General features: G+C 69.2%; 15 protein-coding genes. 12 read left to right on the forward strand and 3 right to left on the reverse strand.

Annotated features, from left to right (window positions below; translation table 11 throughout):
* Positions 1 to 243: 243 nt before the first annotated feature.
* Together O7617_RS25310 and O7617_RS25315 are read right to left on the reverse strand one after the other, a co-directional pair.
* Positions 244 to 1,230, reverse strand: coding sequence for a hypothetical protein (locus O7617_RS25310; RefSeq protein WP_282258617.1), 987 nt, complete (start codon positions 1,228 to 1,230; stop codon positions 244 to 246).
* A 141-nt stretch (positions 1,231 to 1,371) separates the two neighbouring features.
* A complete protein-coding gene (locus O7617_RS25315) occupies positions 1,372 to 2,166 on the reverse strand; it encodes an IclR family transcriptional regulator (protein WP_282258618.1) in 795 nt (264 codons plus the stop codon).
* 164 nt (positions 2,167 to 2,330) lie between these two features.
* Between O7617_RS25315 and O7617_RS25320 the strand changes: the two genes are divergently transcribed.
* From O7617_RS25320 to O7617_RS25345, 6 genes are all read left to right on the forward strand, one after another.
* On the forward strand, positions 2,331 to 3,575 hold the full coding sequence (locus O7617_RS25320) for a sugar ABC transporter substrate-binding protein (protein ID WP_282258619.1): 1,245 nt from the start codon (positions 2,331 to 2,333) through the stop codon (positions 3,573 to 3,575).
* A gap of 76 nt (positions 3,576 to 3,651) precedes the next feature.
* The gene (locus tag O7617_RS25325; RefSeq protein WP_282258620.1) at positions 3,652 to 4,605 is read left to right on the forward strand and encodes a sugar ABC transporter permease; all 954 of its coding nucleotides are present in this window, start codon (positions 3,652 to 3,654) and stop codon (positions 4,603 to 4,605) included.
* Entirely contained in the window at positions 4,602 to 5,432 is an 831-nt protein-coding gene (locus O7617_RS25330; RefSeq protein WP_282258621.1) for a carbohydrate ABC transporter permease, read from the forward strand. Before O7617_RS25325 ends, O7617_RS25330 begins: the two co-directional genes overlap by 4 nt.
* An 8-nt stretch (positions 5,433 to 5,440) precedes the next feature.
* Positions 5,441 to 6,622, forward strand: a complete 1,182-nt coding sequence (locus O7617_RS25335; protein WP_282258622.1) for a mandelate racemase/muconate lactonizing enzyme family protein — start codon at positions 5,441 to 5,443, stop codon at positions 6,620 to 6,622.
* Positions 6,619 to 7,827: a fumarylacetoacetate hydrolase family protein gene (locus O7617_RS25340; RefSeq protein ID WP_282258624.1), complete on the forward strand. Its 1,209-nt coding sequence runs from the start codon at positions 6,619 to 6,621 to the stop codon at positions 7,825 to 7,827. Before O7617_RS25335 ends, O7617_RS25340 begins: the two co-directional genes overlap by 4 nt.
* Positions 7,824 to 9,341, forward strand: coding sequence for an aldehyde dehydrogenase family protein (locus tag O7617_RS25345; protein WP_282258626.1), 1,518 nt, complete (start codon positions 7,824 to 7,826; stop codon positions 9,339 to 9,341). The genes O7617_RS25340 and O7617_RS25345 overlap by 4 nt, the downstream gene beginning before the upstream one ends.
* 391 nt (positions 9,342 to 9,732) lie before the next feature.
* Here the strand turns inward: O7617_RS25345 and O7617_RS25350 are convergent, their stop codons facing one another.
* Positions 9,733 to 11,208: an alpha-N-arabinofuranosidase gene (locus O7617_RS25350; protein WP_282258628.1), complete on the reverse strand. Its 1,476-nt coding sequence runs from the start codon at positions 11,206 to 11,208 to the stop codon at positions 9,733 to 9,735.
* Between the two features lie 343 nt (positions 11,209 to 11,551).
* Here O7617_RS25350 and O7617_RS25355 point away from each other — a divergent pair, with 343 nt between their 5' ends.
* From O7617_RS25355 to O7617_RS25380, 6 genes are all read left to right on the forward strand, one after another.
* Complete coding sequence (locus O7617_RS25355) at positions 11,552 to 13,963, forward strand: glycoside hydrolase family 3 N-terminal domain-containing protein (RefSeq protein ID WP_282258629.1); 2,412 nt, start codon at positions 11,552 to 11,554, stop codon at positions 13,961 to 13,963.
* A gap of 270 nt (positions 13,964 to 14,233) precedes the next feature.
* Positions 14,234 to 15,223, forward strand: coding sequence for a LacI family DNA-binding transcriptional regulator (locus O7617_RS25360; protein ID WP_282264869.1), 990 nt, complete (start codon positions 14,234 to 14,236; stop codon positions 15,221 to 15,223).
* 230 nt (positions 15,224 to 15,453) lie between these two features.
* Entirely contained in the window at positions 15,454 to 17,589 is a 2,136-nt protein-coding gene (locus tag O7617_RS25365; protein WP_282258630.1) for an alpha/beta hydrolase-fold protein, read from the forward strand.
* Between the two features lie 102 nt (positions 17,590 to 17,691).
* On the forward strand, positions 17,692 to 19,032 hold the full coding sequence (locus O7617_RS25370) for an extracellular solute-binding protein (RefSeq protein ID WP_282258631.1): 1,341 nt from the start codon (positions 17,692 to 17,694) through the stop codon (positions 19,030 to 19,032).
* Between the two features lie 77 nt (positions 19,033 to 19,109).
* Positions 19,110 to 20,051, forward strand: coding sequence for a sugar ABC transporter permease (locus O7617_RS25375; protein WP_282258632.1), 942 nt, complete (start codon positions 19,110 to 19,112; stop codon positions 20,049 to 20,051).
* Positions 20,051 to 20,935 carry a carbohydrate ABC transporter permease gene (locus tag O7617_RS25380; protein WP_282258633.1) on the forward strand — a complete coding sequence of 295 codons (885 nt, stop codon included), beginning with the start codon at positions 20,051 to 20,053 and terminating at the stop codon, positions 20,933 to 20,935. The genes O7617_RS25375 and O7617_RS25380 overlap by 1 nt, the downstream gene beginning before the upstream one ends.
* The last annotated feature ends 4 nt before the right edge of the window (positions 20,936 to 20,939 follow it).

Genomic DNA, 20,939 nt, shown 5'->3' on the forward strand with positions numbered 1-20,939 from the left:
CGAGCGCCACCGCGGGCAGGCTGAGCGTCAGGCGCATCGCGTGAGGTCTGCGGGCCGTCGTGTCGCCAACGCTTCCCGGGTCGATCTCCCGGGCCGGTGCCGTTGGCCGAGCAGTCGCTCCCCGCCTCCCGCCGTTCGTTCCATGCGCGGGTTCTTGCCCCCGGGGAACGCGGACTACACCTCTCGTCGATATGTGTGGCCCCGCCGTGAACGGTTTCGCCGCTCGCGGGTGAGCGGCGCGGGTCACCGTTCGGTGCGTGGTGGCGTCGGAGGCGGCTGGCGCAGGGCGTCGTCGATGATTCCCGGCATCCGCCGGGCCACCCCGGCGAGAAGGTCCGCGACCTGGACGCGCGGGTCGTCGCGGGAGTCGACCATCACCAGCCCGGCCAGCGGTGACACTCCGTCCGGTAACGCCCCGGCCGGGTCGGTCCCTGCCGCCCAGGTGCTGCGGTCGGCCAACATCCGCTGCAGGCGGGTCAACCGATCGGCCGTCAGGGCACTCTGCTCGTCATGGGTCACCAGCACCTGCCGCCGTCCACCGCTCCAGGACAGGACCGTCTCCGCCAGCGCCGGCAGCAGCGGCTCCAGCGGTGGCGGGACGGACCGGTCGTCGTTGTCGAGCCTGGACAGCACGGCTCGTACGTGGCTCGGGCTGAGCCCGCGCAGGACGTCGTCGGCCGCGGGTCCGAGGTGGCGCTCCAGCAGGGCGTCGCGGGCCTCGAAGAACCGCCGCACCGTGTGGTCGACCGGAAGCCTCCGCTTCATCCGGACACAGTCGACGAACGCGGTCAGGAAGGCGTCCCAGTCGCCTCCGGCCGAATGTCCGGCGTCGTGAAGGGCGAGAGCGGCCGGGCGGTGCTCAGTGGCCAGGCGGGTGCCGGCCGCGTACGTCGGCTCGGCCAGCAGGAGATCGACGATCCGGGTGACGAGGAAGAACTCCTTGTCGATCACGTGGACGTGGGCGCGACCGGTCAGCGCCGTCCGGAGCCATCCCAGGGCCTCGTCCGCACCCGAGCCGCGCAGGAACCGCCCGGACTTCAGCTCGTGTGGCGAGAACCGGAAGCCCGAGCGCAGTGTGGTGATGAGCGCGACGGCCTCCTCGACGGTCAGGTCGACACTCGCGTGCGTGATCACCGGGGCGGTCGAGCGCAGCAGGTTGGTGCCCGAGAACCCGGACTCGTCGCAGGCGATCTCCACGACGGCACCGACCACCGCGTCCCTGCGTGGCATGCCGCCCTGAAGTGGGGATCTCACACCCGGTTTCCCGCCATACCGACCATGGTCACCCGCGTGCCGAGCCAGGACAACCCGATTGCGAGGCGCGGCCGGACCGTCGGCCAGCGATCGACAGCACCTCCGGCCGGTGGCGCGTCAGTGGGGTGAGCCGAGTAGTCGCTCGCCGTCACCCGCGTCGGCTGACTGTGTGTATCCCAGCTCGGACGAGATCTGGTTCGCGGTCTCCAGTAGGAGGGGAAGGGCCTGCTTCAACCTGTCGAGGCTCGCGATGACCTCGATGGCGGTCATCGAGGCGGCGGCGATGACCTGTCCTCGTGAGTCCCTGATGGGTGCGGCGACGCATCTGACGTAGGCGTCGTGTTCGCCGTTGTCGGTGGCCCAACCCTGCTCGCGGATGCGGGCCAGTTCGGCTTCGAGCGATCCGTGGTCGGCGAAGGTGGTGTCGGTGAACTTCTCGAACACGACGTGGGAGAGGAGACGGTCGCGCTCCCCCGACGGCAGGTAGGCCAGGATCGTCTTACCGACGGCGCTGGCGTAGATCGAGACCGCGCGCCCCACGCGGGACGGCAGTTTGACGGCGTCGAACGCCGGGCTGTCCACCTTGTCGATATAGATGATCTCGTCGCCGGTCAGCTGTGCCAGGTGCACGGTGTGGCTGGTCTCGCGTTGCAGCGCCCGCAGGTGTGCGGCGGCGAACTGGCGTAGGTCCATCGAGCCGAGCGCGAGTTCGGACAGTTCGATGACTCCGCTACCGAGCACGTAGGTGCCCGCGCCGGTGCGGCGTACGAAGCGGGCGGCCTCCAGTGTCTGCAGGATCCGCAGGGCCGTGGACTTGTGGACGCCGAGCACGTCCGCCGCCTCGGTGAGGGACAGCGGGTGCTCCGCAGATCGACGGATGAGGTCGATCGCGCGGCGAATCGATTGCGCCAAGGCACTGTCTCCCCTCGGTGCGGCGGCGGTACGCCGTCGCTGCCATTGCGTAATGCGCAATATAGTTCACGCGATGCGCAATCGCTACTTGACACCGTTGCACATGGCGCTACGATCGTTGCAATTTAATCGGTACGACGCTGATGCGTAACAGTGGAGTAACTATGGGTAATCAACGCGCTCGATTCGTTGCCGGTGCGACATGTGCCCTCGGCCTGGTTGCCGCCCTCTTGACCGGCTGCGGCTCCGACGGTGGCTCAAGTGACGGCGTCACCAAACTGACCTTCGCCGCGTCGACCTTCGGCGACCCGGGCCGCGGGCCGCAGTTGACGAAGTGGCTCGACGAGTTCAACAGCAGCCAGGACAAGGTCCAGGTGTCGGCCGCCGCCGTGCCGTACCCGACCTTCGGCCAGACGGTGCTGACCCAGATGGGCAGTGGCAAGGGGCCGGACCTGGTCCGCTTCGACATGCCCGAGTTCGAGGCCGCCTCGGACGCCGGTCTCGTCGCGCCGCTCGACAAGCTCGTCGACGCCGGCAAGTACGACCTGCTCAAGCAGCCGGACCAGTTCATGGTCCACGACGGCGTGCGGCACGGCTTCATCTTCGAGGCGTCGAACTACGCGATGTTCTACAACGCGGACCTGATCCCGACGCCGCCGTCCACCTACGAGCAGTTCGCCTCCACGGCGAAGTCGCTCACCAAGGGTGACGTCTACGGCCTGGCGTTCCGGCAGACGGAGGCCGAAGAGGCCGGCGTGTGGCAGGACATCTTCAACTACGTCTACGGCTTCGGCGGCGCGTGGTCCGACGGCAAGAACCTGACCATCAACTCGCCGGAGAACCTCAAGGGCCTGCAGGCGTACAAGGACCTCTACGACGCCAACGTCATCCCGCGTGGTGCCGACGCCGCGACCTTCCGGCGGATGTTCGCCGAGGGCAAGGTCGGGATGGAACTCAACAACGGTGGCTACGTGACCGCCACCCGCGGCCAGAACGCGAAGCTGAACTTCACCGTCGCGCCCATCCCGTTCCCGGTCCGCAAGCAGGGCGCGATCCTGGCACCGATCGTGATCAACGAGGCGAGCGAGAGCCAGGACGAGGCGGCCACCTTCATCAAGTGGGCGTTGGAGCCGCAGAACCAAATCAAGCTGCAGGAGATCCTGGGCGCGAGCAGCGTCGCCACCACCACGCAGCGCAGCGCCGAGTCGCTCAAGGCGACCCCGTTCCTCCCCGTGTTCGACGGGCTCACCGAGACCAGCCTGCCGCAGATCGTCCTGGGTTTCGAAGCCAAGACGCCGGACATCCGCAAGGTGGTCGTGCAGAACGTGATCGCGGCGTTGCAGGGCAAGGCCGACCTGAAGTCGGCGCTGGACCGCGCCCAGCAGCAGGCGACCGAGCTGGTCCGCTGACCGGTCGACAAGGCGACGCTGCCGGCGCGAAGGGCCGTGCGCCGGCAGCGTCCTCTCCCAGAAGGATCGAAATCCGATGACCGTGCTCGAGCAGACCGGGGCACCGAAGACATCCCGCCGACCCGGGGCGCGGCGTGGCCCCAGCCCACTGGGCAGCAAGTGGACGCCGTACCTGTTCCTGGCGCCCGCCGCGCTGTTCATATTCGTCTTCCAGGCGGTACCACTCGTCCAGGAGGTGTACCTCAGCTTCACCAGGACGAGGCTGCTCAACCCCACCCGCAGCGAGTGGGTCGGCCTGGAGAACTTCAACCGGATCTTCGGTGACCCCGACTTCCACCGAACCCTGCTGATCACCTTCGTCTACGTCATCGCCTGCGTGGTCGGCGCCATCGGCGCCGGGCTCGGCGTGGCGCTCCTGCTCAACAGGAACTTCCGGGGCCGTGGTGTGGCGCGGGCCCTGGTGACCGTCCCCTGGGCCGCACCGGGCATCGCCGTCGCCCTCATCGCCACCTGGATGCTGAACGCGCAGTACGGGATCGTGAACCGCTTCCTCGACGCGGTGGGCCTCGGCGTGCCGGGCGGGGCCATTCTGGACAGCCCCCGCTACGCGCTCCCGGCGGTGCTCGCGACGACCATCTGGCAGCTGTTCCCCTTCACCTCGGTGGTGCTGCTCTCCGCACTGCAGTCCGTACCCCAGGAACTCAACGAGGCCGCCAGCGTGGACGGCGCCGGACGTTGGGCGACCTTCCGTGCCGTCACCTGGCAGGTCATCAAGCCGACCGTGGGGCTGCTGGCCCTGCTGATGACGATCTGGTCGCTGCGCCGCTTCGAACTCATCTGGCTGATGACCAAGGGTGGCCCGGTCGGCGCGACCGAGACGCTCGTCATCGACCTCTACTCGCAGGCGTTCGACTCCAAGGAACTCGGGTCGGCGGCGGCCATCGGAATGGTCGGCGTCGTCATCTCGCTCATCGTCATCATCGGCAGCCGACTGGTCGCGCGTGCTGTGGAGAAGGGGGACGTCCGATGAGGCGCTTCCGGTTCGGGGTCACCGCGCGGATCGTGGCCGTACTCGTCGTGCTGGGCATCGCGGTGTTCCCGCTGTACTGGATGTTCGTCACGGCGCTGTCCAGCAACGGGGACCTCTTCGCCGACCGGCCCCGGCTCACGCCGGACCTCGGCCAATTCGGGGTGTTCGTCGACGCGCTGGCCGAGGGCAAGGCGGCCGGGTGGCTGCTGAACAGCCTGGTGATCGCCCTGGGCACGATGGTCCTCTCCGTCGGTCTGGGGATCCCGCTCGGGTACGCGCTGTCCCGGTTCTCGTTCTGGGGCAAGGCCGCGCTGACCGTCGTGCTGCTGTTCACCCAGATGCTCCCCGAGGCGCTCATGGTCGTGCCGTTGTTCGCGCTGTTCCGCCGCTTCGACCTGCTCGACTCGCTGACCGGCCTCGTCCTGGTGAACTCCGCCTTCGTCCTGCCGATCGTCGCGCTGATCCTCAAGGGCGCGATCGACGGCATCCCGAAGGAGTTGGAGGAGGCGGCCCGCGCCGACGGCGCGCGGCCCTTCACCACCCTGACCCGCATCAACGTGCCGTTGATCGCGCCGTCGATCGCGGCGACCGCGGTCATCGCCTTCTTCCACGCCTGGAACGAGTACGTCTTCGCGGTGACGTTCATCTTCAACCCGGACCTGCAACCGGCGTCCGTCGGTATCGCGAACTTCATCGGTGAACTGGGTACCCCGATCCAGACGGTGATGGCCGTAGCCTTCCTGTTCACGTTGCCGGCCGTCGCGTTCTACCTCCTGGTCCAGAAGTACGTGGTTTCCGGCATGACCGCCGGTGCGGTGAAGGGTTGAGCCGAAACATGAAAATCGTCTCCGTCGACACGGTGGTCGTCGACTTCTACCGCACGAACCTCGTCATCGTGCGGGTGCACACCGACGAGGGGATCGTCGGGCTCGGTGAGGCCACCCTGGAAGGCAAGGAACGGGCCGTCCAGGGCGCGATCGCCGAGCTGGCCGAAGCGGTCGTGGGCCTGGACCCCACCAGCATCTCGAAGAACCTCTACGAGCTGGCCCGGAACTGGTACTGGCGCGGCGGACCGGTCGTCATGACCGCGCTGAGTTCGTTCGAGATGGCCCTGTGGGACATCTCGGCGCGCGACCTCGGCGTTCCGGTCTCCCGACTCCTCGGCGGCGCGACCAGGGACCGGGTGCGGGCGTACGCGAACGGCTGGTTCTCCGGGGCCGTCACGCCGGAGGACTACGCGGCGGCGGCGCGTCGGACCGTGGAGTCCGGTTTCCGCGGCCTCAAGTGGGACCCGTTCGAGAACTACGACCTCACCATCAGCACCCGGCAACTGGACCGGGTGCTCGCCCAGATCGACGCGGTACGTGCCGCGGTGGGCCGTGACGTCGAGCTGTTCGTGGAGGGGCACGGGCGCTTCGACGTCCGGCACGCCGTCATGGTGGCGAAGGAGATCGCCCAGTTCGACCCGGTGTGGTTCGAGGAGCCCTGCCCGCCGGACAACCTCGACGCCCTGGTCGACATCCGCCGGTCGTCGCCCGTGCCGATCGCGGCGGGGGAGCGGTGGTACGGCCGGCAGGGTTTCGCTCCGGCGCTGGCCCGCCAGGCTGTCGACTTCGTCCAGCCGGACGTGACGCACGCCGGCGGGATCGCCGAGCTGGCCTTCATCTCGACGCTCGCCGCGACCAGCTACGTCGGGTTCGCACCGCACAACCCCAGCGGCCCGCTCAGCACGGCCGCGACGTTGCAACTCGGGGCGACCCTGCCCAACTTCCGGTACCTGGAGATCATGGCGACGGACGTCCCCTGGCGTCCCGAGATCACCAACGAGCGGCTGGTGCTGACCGCCGACGGCGACGTGCTGATCCCGACCGGGGTCGGGCTGGGCATCGAGCTGGACCTCGCCGCGATCGAGCAGCATCCGTTCACACCGCATCCGCTGCGCATGTTCGAGGACGCCGTCTACGACATCCGTCCTCGGGACGAGCGGTCCTTCTTCAACCTGGAGAGCGGCTCATGACGGTGCCACGGCCCCGGGGAGCGGCTCCGGGCGCGGGGTGGTCCGGCACCGCCGCCGAGGCGCTGCCGGACGCCGGCGACAGTGTCCTCATCGGCCGCGTCTGGGATCCGTCGGTCGACGGCCCGACACCGGTGACCGTCCGCGACGGCATGGTCATCGACCTCAGCCGTCGGTTCCCGACCGTCCGGGACATCTGCGAACTGTCCGACCCCGCCGCGGTGGTCGCCGGGCTCGACGGGCCGACGGTCGGCGACTTCGGGGAGATCCTGGCCAACACCGAGGCCGCGACCCGGGACCGTTCCCGGCCCTGGTTGCTCGCCCCGGTCGACCTCCAGGTGCTCAAGGCCGCCGGGGTGACCTTCCCCATCTCGATGATCGAACGCGTCATCGAGGAACGGGCGCGTGGAGACCTCGCGCTCGCGGCGGACATCCGCCACCGGATGCTCGCCGACGTCGGCGTCGACCTGCACAGCCTGGCTCCGGGCTCGGCGGAGGCCGACCGGCTCAAGAGTCTGTTGGTAGCCGAGGGCATGTGGAGTCAGTACCTGGAGGTGGGGATCGGGCCGGACGCCGAGATCTTCACCAAGGGCCAGGTCCTCTCCGCCGTCGGCACCGCCGTTCCGGTCGGGGTGCTCGCCGCGTCGACCTGGAACAACCCGGAACCCGAGGTCACCCTCATCGTCGCGTCCACCGGGCGGATCGTCGGCGCCACCCTCGGCAACGACGTGAACCTGCGGGACGTCGAGGGTCGTTCGGCGTTGCTGCTTCCACTGGCGAAGGACAACAACGCCTCCTGCGCCCTCGGGCCCCTGATCCGGCTCTTCGACGAGCGGTTCGGGATGGCCCAGGTACGCGAACTCGCTGTCAGCCTGCAGGTCAGCGGTGTGGACGGCTTCCTGCTGGAGGCGGTCTCGGAGATGACGCGGATGTCGCGTGACCCGGAGGAGTTGGTCCGGCAGTTGATCGGCCCGCACCACCACTATCCGGACGGTGCCGCCCTGATGCTCGGCACCATGTTCGCGCCGATCCAAGACCGGGACCGCCCCGGTGAGGGCTTCACCCACAAGGTGGACGACGTGGTGCGGATCAGCTGCCCGGCGCTCGGCACCCTGGTCAACCGGGTGTGGCACGCGGAGGAGTGCGAGCCCTGGCACTTCGGCGTCCGCGATCTGATGGGCAATCTGGTGAGGAGAGGACTGCTGTGAACGTGGTCATCACTGTCGACCCACGCGACGGCCGGCGGCGCTCGACGGACCTCAGCGAGACCGACGAGTCCCGGTTGGAGGTGATCGCCGACCAGGCGTCCCGAGCGGCGCAGTGGCTGTCCGGGCTGGGCAGAGTCGGTAGGGCGGAGATGCTCGACCGCATCGCCGCGTCCCTGGAGGCCCGGCGCGCGGAACTGGTCGCGGCCGCCGAGGCGGAGACCGGGCTCAGCACCGCGCGGCTCGACGGGGAACTCACCCGGGCGGCACTCCAGTTCCGGATGTTCGGCGACGTGGTGCGCGACGGGGCGTACGTCGAGGCGGCCATCGACCACGCCGCCGACACCCCCCTCGGGCCCGGTCCGGACCTGCGCCGGATGCTCGTACCCCTCGGACCGGTCGCCGTGTTCGGGGCCAGCAACTTCCCGTTCGCCTTCTCGGTCGCCGGGGGTGATACCGCCGCCGCGCTCGCCGCGGGTTGTCCCGCCGTCCTGAAGGCCCACCCGTCGCACCCGCTGACGTCGCACGCCTCCGCCGACGCGATCGAGTCTGCCATCCGCGACCTGGGTGGCCCCGAGGGCGTGGTCGGCATCGTGTACGGGGAGCAGGCGGGCCGGTCGCTGGTGCGTCACCCAGCGATCCGCGCCGCCGCCCTGACGGGTTCCGTCGGGGCCGCCCGTGCCATCCAGGCCGCCATCGACGAACGGCCCGATCCGATTCCCCTCTACGCCGAGCTGAGCAGCGTGAACCCGATCGTCATCCTGCCCGGCGCGGCCGTGGACCGGAGCGACCGGATCGCCGAGGGCCTGTTCACCTCCTTCACGGCGTCCGGCGGTCAGCTGTGCACCAAGCCCGGCCTGGCGTTCGTCCCGTCCGACCCGGCCGGTGACCGGCTGGTCGACGCGCTGCGGGAGCGGGTCGGCTCGGCGGGGGGCGCGGTCCTGCTGAACGAGCGCATCCGGGACGCGTACGAGACCCAGGCGGCGGCGTTCGAACGGGCCGGGGCCCGGGTTTCGGCGCGACCCCGGGTGGACCCGGGCGAGGGCTTCACCGTCGCGCCGACGCTCCTGGAGGTCGGTCTGCCGGACCTGACGGCCGAGATCGCCGACGAGTGCTTCGGCCCGCTGCTGATCGTGGTCAGGTATGGCGGCGTCAGCGACCTCGACGCGGCCCTGGTGACCGTCCCGCCGTCGCTGACCGGGGCCGTCCACCGTGGACCGAGCGATGAGGCCGAGGTGGTGCGTCGGCTGGTCGACGTGTTCGCCGCCCGCGCCGGTCGCATCGTCTTCGACGGTTACCCCACCGGTGTCCGGGTGTCCTGGGCCCAGCACCACGGAGGGCCCTGGCCGTCGACGAACGCCGTACACACCTCGGTGGGCGCCACGGCGATCCGGCGGTTCCTTCGCCCGCTGGCGTGGCAGGACGCCCCGGAGTGGGTCCTGCCCGAGGAGCTTCGAGACGAGTACGCCGCCATTCCCCGCCGAGTGGACGGGAGGTTGGAAGCGGCCACCGAATAATCGCGACAGAGGTCGCTGCGGCATCGTTTTCCCGGTGGCGCCGGGTCGGTCGGCGAGCATTTCCCGCGAATTGATCCGGATGGATTCGCGCGCCGGCCGCCCCGGTGCTGCAGAAAGGTGCCCGAAATTGTTCCGTGCCCGGCCGGTAAATACATCGTTGACCGTCATCGCACTTCGTGTCTGTGTTTCTGGGCAGGGCCAGATGTTAGCGCTCGCAGAGCGGCATCTCCCGATTCCGGTGTCCGTTCACCTCACGGCCGGACCCGGGAGCCCACCGGTCGACACCCGGTAGACCCAGGCGCGACGCCGAACTCCCTGTGGTGGGGAAGCCCCGGCCGCGTACCCCTGGTGAACCCAGGGTGTACGCGGCCGGGGTGGTTCGGTCGACCGGTCAGGGGGTCACGTCGGTGGCCTGGACCCGCAGCATGGTCCAGGACGCGGGCGGGAGGGTCAGCCGGACGCCGGTGTCGACGCCGCGTGCCGTGCCGTTGGGGCGCGGCTCGGCGTGGTCCGGACCGTCGGCCGTGTTCTTGGCGTGCAGGTCGGCGCCGCCGATGGTGACGCACTCGATGACGCCGGCCAGCCGGGCTCCGGTGACGTCGACAGTCACCTCGGCCGGGGCGGTGGTGACGCGGTTGACGAGGAAGACCGTCATCTCGCCGGTGTCGTCGTCCCAGGTGGAGACCGCGTCGACCGCGTCGATCTCGCCGAAGCGGTCGGTGGACGTCGTGCTGCCCTCGCGGAGCACGTCGAGCACCGCACCCTGGGCATGCCGGGCGGTCCGGGCGAAGGGGTGGAAGATGGTCTGTCGCCAGGCCGCGCCGCCCGGTTCGGTCATGATCGGTGCGATCACGTTGACCAGTTGGGCCTGGCAGGCCGCCGTCACCCGGTCGCTGTGCCGCAGCAGGCTGATCAGCAGACCGCCGACCACGACGGCGTCGGCCACGCTGTAGTGGTCCTCCAGCAGGCGCGGGGCGACCGGCCAGTCCTCGCCGCTCGGCGGGTTGGACGGAGCCGCGGACTGGTACCAGACGTTCCACTCGTCGAACGCGATCATGATCTTCTTGGTCGACCTGCGGATCGCCCCGACGGAGTCGGCGATGGCGGTGACCGCGTCGATGTAGCGGTCCATGTCCTCGGCGGAGGCGAGGAAGCTGGCCAGATCGTCGCCGACCGGCTGGTAGTAGGCGTGCAACGAGATCAGGTCGACGTCGTCGTACGCCTCGGTGAGCACGTCCCGTTCCCAGGCGCCGAAGGTCGGCATGCCGAGGTGTGACGAGCCGCAGGCGACGAGTTCGAGGTCGGGGTCGAAGCGACGCATGGCCTTCGCGGTCTGCGACGCGAGACGCCCGTACTCGGTGGCGCTGCGTTGGCCCACCTGCCACGGGCCGTCCATCTCGTTACCGAGGCACCACAGCCTGATCCCGTACGGGTCGGGAGCGCCGTTGTCGCGGCGTTGGTCGGCGAGGTGACTGCCGGCGCGGTGGTTGGCGTACTCGAGCAGGTCGACGGCCTCGGCGGTGCCGCGGGTGCCCAGGTTGACCGCCATGATCGGGTCGACGTCCGCCTTGCCGACCCAGCGCATGAACTCGTCCAGCCCGAACTCGTTGGTCTCCAGGCTGTGCCAGGCGAGGTCCAGCCGGGCGGGTCGTTCGTCGACCGGGCCGACGCCGTCCTCCCACCGGTAGGAGGAGACGAAGTTGCCGCCCGGATAGCGGACGGTGGTGACGCCCAACTCCCGTACGAGTGCGAGAACGTCGCCCCGGAAGCCGTCCGCGTCGGCCGTCGGATGCCCCGGCTCGTAGAGGCCGGTGTAGACACACCGGCCCAGGTGCTCCACGAACGAGCCGAAGAGCCGGCGGGGCACCGGTGCGACGCGTCGGCGTGGGTCGAGGCTGAGGCGGTAGGGGAGTGGACTGTCCGCGCCGGTCGAGTGCTCCGGCGCTTCGTCGAGGTGGGCGTTCAGGGCTGGCTCCCTTCGTGCGGGGTCCCGCCGTCGACGTGGACGTCGCGACGCGGACCCGGGGGTGGTGGGGTCGCTGCGAGCTCTGGACAACATGATGATCGCGGATTACGTTCTTGATCGATGTAAACGTTACCGATCACGTTTACGTTTGGGAATCCATCGCCCGTCACCACGTTCCGAGCCAGCGCAGAGCAGGGCCGACGAGGCGGACGGGGCAGGCCGTGGCGGTGATTGGGGTGACCAGATGACCACTGTGCAGCCGGAGACCGGGGCGACCTACGCCGACGCGACGGCGCCCGTCTCGGAACGGGTGTCCGACCTGCTGGCGCGGATGACCCGCGAGGAGAAGATCGCCCAACTGGGCAGCACCTGGGCGTTCGCGGTGCTGGAGGGCGGTCGGTTCTCCGTACGCCGAGCCCGACCGATCCTCGGCCACGGCCTGGGGCACGTGACCCGCGTCGCCGGTGCCACCAGCCTGAAGGCCGCGCAGGTGGCGCGGGTCGCCAACGCGATCCAGCGGTACCTGGTGACCGAGACCCGACTGGGGATCCCGGCGATCGTCCACGAGGAGGTCTGTTCGGGAGTGATGGCGCGGGACGCGACGATCTTCCCGCAGGCGATCGGGGTCGCGAGCACGTGGGCTCCGGAGCTGAACGGGCAGTTGGCGGACGCCGTTCGCGCGCAGATGCGCGCCATGGGCGGCCACCAGGGGCTGTCTCCGGTCCTGGACGTGGTGCGCGACCCCCGGTGGGGTCGGACGGAGGAGACCTACGGCGAGGATCCCTATCTGGTGTCCCGGATGGGCGTCGCGTTCGTCAGGGGCCTCCAGGGCGTCGACCTGACCGACGGCGTCATCGCGACGGCCAAGCACTTCGTCGGGTACGGGGCGTCCGAGGGTGGGCTGAACTGGGCGCCCGCCCACCTGCCCCCGCGGTTGCTGCGCGAGGTCTACCTGTACCCGTTCGAGGCGGCGGTCCGCGAGGGCGGCCTGCGGTCGGTGATGGCCGGCTACCACGAGCTGGACGGGATCCCGTGCCACGCCAACGACGACCTCCTCGCCGACGTCCTCCGCCGGCAGTGGGGCTTCACCGGCAGCGTGGTTTCCGACTACTTCGCCGTCAACGACCTGCACTCGTACCACCACTTCGCACAGGACAAGCAGCAGGCCGCGACGCTGGCCCTCGGTGCCGGTGTCGACGTCGAGCTTCCGGCCACGGACGTGTACGCGGTAGCCCTCACGCGGGCGCTGGACGCCGGTGACGTCAGCGAGGCTCGGCTCGACGAGGCGGTCGCACGCGTGCTGCGGCACAAGTTCGAACTCGGGCTCTTCGAAGCACCGTACGTGGACGAGGACGCGGTCGCCGTCGCGGTGAACGCGCAGCGGCACCGGACCGTCGCGCTGGAGATCGCCCGCCGCAGTCTCGTCCTGCTCAAGAACGACGGCGTCCTGCCGCTGCTCGCGGAGGCCGGATCGGTCGCCCTCATCGGGCCGAACGCCGACGACGCCCGGCACCTGCTGGGCGACTACTCGTTCGCGGCGCACATCGAGGCGCTGACCGAGGCGCGCGAGCGGCGGGGCCTGCTCGGCGAGATGATGACCATCCCGGACGATCTGGAGATCGAGGAGAGCACCGACGGGGTGCCCACGGTGCGCGACGAACTCACGGCCCGCCTGGGGGACCGGGTGCGTTACGCGTCGGGGTGCGACGTGCTCGACCCCTCCACCGACGGGTTCGACGAGGCGGTCGCGGTGGCCGCCGCGGCGGATGTCGCAGTGCTGGTCCTGGGGGACCGTTCGGGGCTGACACCACGGGCGACCACCGGTGAGTCCCGGGACCGTTCCAGCCTGGACCTGCCCGGTGTCCAGGAGGACCTGGTCCGCGCCGTCGTGGCCACCGGCACCCCGGTCGTGGTGGTGCTCGTCGCCGGACGACCCGTCGGCAGCGACTTCCTGCACGAGCACGCTGCGGCGGTGCTGATGGCCTGGTTGCCCGGCGAGACCGGGGCGCAGGCGATCGCCGAGGTGCTCCTCGGTGAGGTGAACCCGAGCGGGCGGTTGCCGATCTCGTATCCCCGCAGCGTGGGCCAGCTCCCCGTCTTCTACGGCCACAAGGTGTCCGGCGGCCGGTCGCACTGGCACGGCGACTACGTCGACTCACCGGTGACGCCCCGATACTGCTTCGGGCACGGCCTCGGATACTCCTCGTTCATCGTCGAGGAGGCCACGGTGCGACACCCGCAGGTGCGCGCCGGCGACTCGGTCGGTGTCGACGTGGTGGTGACCAACGCCGGCCGTCGGGCGGGCGAGGAGGTCGTGCAGCTCTACGTCCGCGATCCGCAGGCGTCGGTCACCAGACCCGTACTCGAGTTGAAGGGTTTCGTCCGGGTCTCGGCCGCCGCTGGGCAGCGGGTGGCCGTGCGGTTCGACCTGCCGACGGGCCAGCTCGGCTTCTACGACCGGCGCCTGGACTACACGGTCGAGCCCGGGCAGATAGAGGTGTACGTGGGCTTCTCGGCGCAGGACCGCACTCTGGCCGGCAGGTTCGTCATCAGCGCGGACGCGGACCGGTCGCCGACGCCGAAGGTCTTCACGGGGACGGCCGAGGTTCGCGGCCTGCCCGACCGACCCGGAGAGTCGGGAGAGTGCGACAGATGAATCTCGATACGTGCCGCTGGGCCGGCGATTCCCCCTCGTCCCGACGCGGTCCGTCGGTCATCGCAGGCGGTTCGTTGTTAGCGTGCCCACGACGGCGACAAAGGACAGTGGGCGGCCGCGCGGCCGTCCTGGTAGGACGGTTCGCGCAAGGATGAAAGGCTCTTGTGTTCGTAATACTTGTCGGTTACGTTGGCAACACCCTGGAAACGTAACCGATAACGATTGCAGTCCAGAGGGAGCGGCATGACCGAGGTCAATGCGCCAGTGACAATGAGTGATGTCGCTCGGGTCGCCGGCGTTTCCACCGCGACCGTTTCGCGCGTGGTCAACGGGCATTACGGCGTCAGCGCCAACACGGTGGCCCATGTCCGGTCGACGATCGAGCAACTCGGCTACGAGTCGAGTCTCGTCGCCACGAGCCTCCGGCGCAGCCGCAAGAACGTCCTCGGCCTGGTGACCCACAGCTTCCAGTCGTACACGGCGGAGGTGCTCAAGGGGGCGATGAAGGCGCTGAGCCGCTCGGGCTTCGACCTGATCGTCTACGCCAACAGCGACCTCTACGGGTCCTACTCGGAAGGCTGGGAGCGGCGGCACCTGACCCGCCTGTCCGGCACGCTGACCGACGGGTGCATCGTGGTGACGCCGTGGGGTGAGGTGCAGAGCCGCACGCCGGTGGTCGCCATCGACCCGGCGCGGGGCTCCACCGGGCCCTCGGTCATGGCCGACAACCTCGCGGGCGCCACCGTCGCCGTGGAGCATCTGCTCGCCCTGGGCCACCGGCGCATCGGCTTCATCGCGGGTCGCTCCAGCCTGGAGGCGGCCTGGTCCCGCGAGGAGGGCTTCCGGGCCGCGCTGGCCGGCGCCGGCGTCCCGGTCGACCCGACGTTGATCGGCCGGGGGGACTTCAACCCCGAGTCGGCGGTGCCGCTGGCGCGGGCCCTCCTGCAACAGGCCGACCCGCCGACGGCGATCTTCGCGGCGAGCGACGGGATGGCCCTCAAGGTCCTGGAGGTCGCGCGGGAGCTGGGCATCGCCGTCCCGACGGACCTGTCCGTCGTCGGGTTCGACAACATCCCGGAGTCGGCGTCGACCGCGCCCGGTCTCACCACCGTGGACCAGTCGATGTACCAGCTCGGCTACGAAGCCGCGCGCATGCTGAAGTCACTGGTGACCGGCGAGTGGGAGGGGCCACGGCGGATGGTGCTGCCGACCAGCCTCGTGGTCCGCGACTCGACCGCGCCACCGAAGAGCGCGGGATGACCGTGATGCGCATTCGCCGACGAGACCGCCCGGCCGTGCCGGAGGCCGTGCCACACCGAGCGATCACGTCCGGCGTGCCCTTGGCATGAGGTGAAGGAGGTGTCGACGCAGAACCACGGCCAGATCCACCAGTGAATCGAGCCGGCCAGTCGGGTCGCATCCGCTGCCGGCGCAGAGAGGAGTGGAGCGTGACAACCGAACCGTACCATGGGCGCTTACGCAGGTCGGGCGTGCGTCGGCTCGCGGCGGCCTTCACCGCCGGGGTCATCGCCGTCGCGGCGGTCCTGCTCGCACCGCAACCGGCCGCCGCGGCGGAGACCCCGTGGCTGACCGTCTCCCCCGACCGCTACGCCTCGTTCGCCGTCCCGGCCGCCTACGTCCAGGAGCACCTGGGCACGGTGTCGCAGGTCGTGGTGGAGGGCAACTTCGGCCCGTCCTCGGCCACGGCGGAGTTCGGCCTGACCCGCCGTGGCGACGTGTGGTCCGGCGTTCTCGGCGCGCTTGAGCCCGGCCTGTACCACTACCAGCTCACCGCCGACGACACCAAGAGCATCAAGGACCCGACGAACGACACCCGCGTGGCGTCCGACCCGCTGCTGAGCACCTTCTTCGTCGCGGGCGACTCGGCACGCTGGTTGGTCGACGCGCCGGCCGGCACCGGTGGTCAGGTCACGACGCTGACCTACCGGACCAAGGCCGGGCAGCGGTCGGCAGTGGTCTGGACACCACCCGGTTACGCGGCCAAGGGCCCGAAGGGTTACCCGGCGCTCTACCTGCGGTCGGGTGACGGTGTGGCGGCCACCGACTGGCTCGATCTCGGGCGGACCAAGCAGATCCTCGACAACCTCTCGGCCGCGGGCGCGATGCGACCGATGGTGGTCGTGATCACCGACGACTCCGGCGACAAGGAGCTGAAGGACCTGCGCGGGGCGGTCGCCCGCACCTACCGGGTCCTGCGCGATCCGGCACACCAGGCGGTCGCCGGCGTGTCCGACGGGGCGACGCTCGCGGTGCGGGCAGCGCTGGCCAAGCCGGGTCAGTTCGGCTACGTCGGCTGGTTCTCCGGCCGGTCCGTGCCGGACGTCGACCGGAAGGACGCCAAGGCGGTCAACCGCACCGTCAAGGTGCTGCGCCTCTACACGGGCAACGTGACCGACCCGGCGTACAACGCCACCTACCGGCTGGCGAAGGCGTTGGGCCGGGCCGACGTCAGGTTCGAGTCCGACGGGGTCAACCCGGACGGTGGCGCGAACTGGGACACCTGGCAGGAGAATCTGGTCGACTTCGTGCCGCGGCTGTTCCAGCACGTGTCGGACCGCGGGCCGAGCCCCGGTCACGGTCAGCTGAAGGGCGAGTTCAACCCGCCGCCGGCGGGCACCACCCCGACGCCCTTCGTCACCGAGGACGGCTTCGTCACCTTCGAGACGACCACCGAGTTCGCCGACGCCCAGCACGTCACGGTGTGGGCGAACATCGCTCCGGGCGGCAGTTGGTTGCGCGTGCCGCTGGCCCGTGACGGTGACCGGTGGCGGGCGACGGTGGGGCCGCTTCAGCCCTGGTTCTACTACTACCGGTTGATCGTCGACCGGGTCCCGTTCAAGGACACCTCGAACCCCACGAAGGTGACCACCGAACCGATGTGGAGCACCTTCCTCATCCCGGGTCCGGAGGCCCGCCTGCTGTCGGACGTCCCCGCCGGCCAGGGCGGAAAGGTCGAGAGCATGACCTACGCCAGCACCGTGGCGGGCCAGGACCGCACGGCGCTGGTGTGGACCCCACCCGGGTACGACCCGGGCCGCGCCGAGCCGTACCCCGTCCTCTACCTCCAGCACGGCGGGGGGCAGAACTACACGGACTGGGTCGAGATGGGCCGCGCCAAGCAGATCCTCGACAACCAGTTCCTCGACGGCGACCTGGTGCCCATGGTGGTCGTGATGGGCAACGGCAACTCGTCCGACTTCAACCGCGAGTTGTTGGAGAACATCGTCCCCACGGCACGGGCCCGCTACCACGTCTCCAGCGAGTCGTCGCAGCAGGCTCTCGCCGGCCTGTCGATGGGCGGCGGGCAGGCGTTCGGGGTGCTGCGGTCGTACCCCGGTGAGTTCGCCTACGTCGCGGCGTTCTCGGCCGGGTTCGGCAGCGGCACCGGGGTCGACGTGGAGGCGATCAACAGCGGCACCACGATGCTGCGCCTGTACGTGGGTGACCAGACCGACTTCGTGTATCCGAGCTTCATGACGTCGCTGACCACGTTGGACAACCTCGGTATCCGCTACGAGTTCGACGGGGTGACCCCCGGGCCGCACGGCTGGGACGTGTGGCAGAAGAACCTCATCGACCTGGCGCCGCGTCTGTTCAAGCGCTAGGAGCCGTCGCCGGCGACGCCACCGGGAGCAGGATTCCTGCCCCGGTGGCGCCCGCCAGCGCACGGATGCCACCGCACCGCCACCCCGAAGGGAACCACCTCAATGAAGAGAAGACGGATACTCGCCACGGTTGCCATGCTCGCGGTCGGGACCGGCCTCGTCGCGTGCTCCTCCGACGAGGGCGGAAGTGACGCGAGCAACTGCACGAACACCATCACGAAGAAGGAACTGCCGGTCGTGACGATGTGGGGTTGGTACCCCAACACCCAACTCGTCGTCGACAACTTCAACAAGCAGAACAACGAGGTGCAGGTCTGCTGGACCAACGTCGGGCAGGGCGGTGACGAGTACGACAAGTTCCAGACCGCCATCTCGGCGGGCACCGGCGCACCGGACGTGATCATGGTCGAGGCGGACCGCATCCCGACCTTCCAGATCCAGGGCGCGCTCGTCGACATCAAGAAGTACGGCTACGACGCGGTCAAGGCCAACTACAGCGAGGGTGCCTGGAAGGACGTGTCGGTCGGTGACGCGGTCTACGGCGTCCCGGTCGACGGTGGGCCGATGGGCATGATCTACCGCAAGGACATCTTCGACAAGTACAAGATCACCCCGCCGAAGACCTGGGCCGAGTACGAGCAGACCGCGCAGAAGGTGAAGGACGCCGGTGGCCCGCTGTTCGGGGACCTCGGCGCGAACGTCCCGGCGGTCCTGATGGCGCTCCAGATCCAGAAGGGCGCCTCACCCTTCACCTTCGATCCGGCGCAGCCGAAGTCGATCGGCGTGAAGCTCAACGACCAGGCGTCCAAGGACGTGCTGGACTACTGGGGTGGCCTCGTCAAGAAGGGCCTGGTCGGGACGCAGGACCAGTTCACCCCGGAGTACATCTCCGGCGTGATCAATGGCAACTACGCGACCTACATCTCGGCGGCGTGGGCGCCCGGCTACCTCACCGGCGCGGGCGTCGGCAAGGGCCAGGACACCGGCAAGTTCGCGGTGGCACCGCTGCCGCAGTGGGACCCGGCCAACCCGGTGCAGGTGAACTGGGGCGGGTCGGCGTTCTCGGTGACCAAGCAGGCCAAGAAGCCGGAGTTGGCGGCGAAGGTCGCCTACGGGCTCTACGCCGACAAGGAGTCGCTCACCGACGGCTGGACCAACCAGATCATCTTCCCGCTGAACCTGACGGCACTCAAGGACCCCGCCTTCATCGACCTGAAGGTGGCGTTCTTCGACGGCCAGCAGGCGAACAAGGAGGTCTACGTCCCCGCCGCCGACGCCTACAAGGGCGTGCAGTACGCCCCCTTCGGTCAGTACTACCTCGACGCCATGACGAAGCAGGTCAGCGAGGTCATCAAGGGCTCCATCACCGGATCGCAGGCCGCGGACCGGCTCCAGGAGGACGTGGCGAAGTACGCCAAGGAACAAGGCTTCACCGTTCAGTGACCGGACGGGTGGGCCGCGCCGTCAGCGGGCGGGCGGCCCACCCTCGACCCCTCGGCGTCCACGTCCCGGAGACCACAATGACACTCCTGACCGAGAAGCGCGCACCGGGTGCTCGCAACGAGGCACGCAAGATCCGTGGCAAGGTACACCTCCGCGAGCACCTGATGGGCTGGCTCTTCGTCGGACCGTTCGGGATCGTCTTCCTGGCGTTCCTCATCGCGCCGCTCGCGTACGCGTTGTATCTCAGTCTCTTCCAGAAGAAGCTGATCGGCGGGACCAGCTTCGTCCTCTTCGACAACTACGTGAAGGCGTTCACCGACCCGAGCTTCCTGTCCGGGGCGTGGTTCGTCATCCGCTTCTCGCTCGTCTCCATTCCGGTCCAGATCGTCCTCGCGCTCGCGATGGCGCTCATCCTGGACGCGGTGACCACGCTGTTCGCTCGCTTCTCCCGCCTGATGATCTTCCTGCCGTACGCGATTCCGACAGTCATCGGAGCCGTGATGTGGGGGTTCCTCTACAGCAAGGGCTTCGGCCCGCTCACCGACATCTTCGGGCTGTTCGGCGCCACCGCCCCGGACTTCCTGAGCAGTGACCTGATCTTCTATGGCCTGCTCAACGTCGTCACCTGGCAGTGGGCCGGCTATTACATGATCATCTTGTACGCGGCGTTGCAGGGCGTCGACCCCACCCTCTACGAGGCCGCCCGGATGGACGGCGCCGGGCGGTGGCAGATCGCGACGCGGATCAAGATCCCGTTGATCGCGCCCGCGCTGATCCTGATCCTGGTCTTCTCGCTCATCGGCACCCTGCAGTTCTTCAACGAACCACAGATCCTGCGATACCTCGCCGCGGGCACGATCAGGACGGACTTCACCCCCAACATGTACGCGTACGAGCAGGCGTTCTCGCTGGCCAACTTCAACTACGGGTCGGCGATCTCGTTCGCCCTCGGCGGCGTCGTCTTCATCTGCGTCTACGTCTTCCTGTTCTTCACCCGCAAGCGGAGGAGTTTCCTCTGATGACCGCCCCCACGAGCGCCCGCTCCGGCCCCCGTCGGCCGCAGCGCTATCTCCCCATGCAGATCCTCCTCGGCTTCCTGGTGATCTATTTCCTCGTGCCGTTCTGGTGGATCATCGTCAACAGCTCCAAGGACGCGGCCGGCCTGTTCGGCGGCGACAACACCCTGTGGTTCGCCGACCAGGTCGACTACCTCGGCAACCTGAAGCAGCTGTTCACCCACGACGGGGGCATCTACCTCAGGTGGATCCTCAACTCCACGCTGTACGCCGTCGCCGGTGGTGTCGGCGCCACGATCCTGGCGGTGATGGCCGGGTACGGGTTCGCCAAGTACCGGTTCGCGGCCCGGCGGTTCAGCTTCGCCGTCGTGCTCGGTGCGTTGATGGTCCCCGCCACCGCGCTGGTCATCCCGACCTTCATCATGTTCTCCCAGCTCGGCCTGACGAACACGGTCTGGGCGGTGATCCTCCCGTCGCTGCTCAACCCGTTCGGGGTCTACCTGATGCACGTCTACGCGCGCGACGCGGTCCCCGACGAGCTCCTGGACGCGGCCCGGGTGGACGGTGCGGGGGAGGTGCGGACGTTCCTCCAGATCGCCCTTCCGATGATGCGGCCCGCGGTGGTCACCGTGCTGCTCCTGTCGGCGGTGGCGTCCTGGAACAACTACTTCCTGCCCCTGGCGATGCTCTCCGACAACCGGCTCTTCCCGGTCACCGTCGGTCTCGGCCTGTGGCAGGGGATCGCGTCGGCGAACAACGCGGGTGGCACCTCGCTGTGGAGCCTCATCATCCTGGGCTCGCTCGTGTCGGTGATTCCGCTGATCATCGCGTTCTTCAGCCTGCAACGACACTGGCGCGGCGGACTGTCCGTCGGAGGGCTCCGCTAGTTAC

The sequence above is a fragment of the Micromonospora sp. WMMD1155 genome (assembly GCF_029581275.1).
GTDB lineage: Bacteria > Actinomycetota > Actinomycetes > Mycobacteriales > Micromonosporaceae > Micromonospora.

Excerpts from the sequence above, each read along its gene's own strand:
- O7617_RS25335 (WP_282258622.1), top strand. The coding sequence starts at position 5,441 with ATGAAAATCGTCTCCGTCGACACGGTGGTCGTCGACTTCTACCGCACG.
- O7617_RS25355 (WP_282258629.1), top strand. The coding sequence starts at position 11,552 with ATGACCACTGTGCAGCCGGAGACCGGGGCGACCTACGCCGACGCGACG.
- O7617_RS25340 (WP_282258624.1), top strand. The coding sequence starts at position 6,619 with ATGACGGTGCCACGGCCCCGGGGAGCGGCTCCGGGCGCGGGGTGGTCC.
- O7617_RS25375 (WP_282258632.1), top strand. The coding sequence starts at position 19,110 with ATGACACTCCTGACCGAGAAGCGCGCACCGGGTGCTCGCAACGAGGCA.
- O7617_RS25330 (WP_282258621.1), top strand. The coding sequence starts at position 4,602 with ATGAGGCGCTTCCGGTTCGGGGTCACCGCGCGGATCGTGGCCGTACTC.
- O7617_RS25310 (WP_282258617.1), bottom strand. The coding sequence starts at position 1,230 with ATGCCACGCAGGGACGCGGTGGTCGGTGCCGTCGTGGAGATCGCCTGC.
- O7617_RS25325 (WP_282258620.1), top strand. The coding sequence starts at position 3,652 with ATGACCGTGCTCGAGCAGACCGGGGCACCGAAGACATCCCGCCGACCC.
- O7617_RS25320 (WP_282258619.1), top strand. The coding sequence starts at position 2,331 with ATGGGTAATCAACGCGCTCGATTCGTTGCCGGTGCGACATGTGCCCTC.
- O7617_RS25370 (WP_282258631.1), top strand. The coding sequence starts at position 17,692 with ATGAAGAGAAGACGGATACTCGCCACGGTTGCCATGCTCGCGGTCGGG.
- O7617_RS25360 (WP_282264869.1), top strand. The coding sequence starts at position 14,234 with ATGAGTGATGTCGCTCGGGTCGCCGGCGTTTCCACCGCGACCGTTTCG.
- O7617_RS25380 (WP_282258633.1), top strand. The coding sequence starts at position 20,051 with ATGACCGCCCCCACGAGCGCCCGCTCCGGCCCCCGTCGGCCGCAGCGC.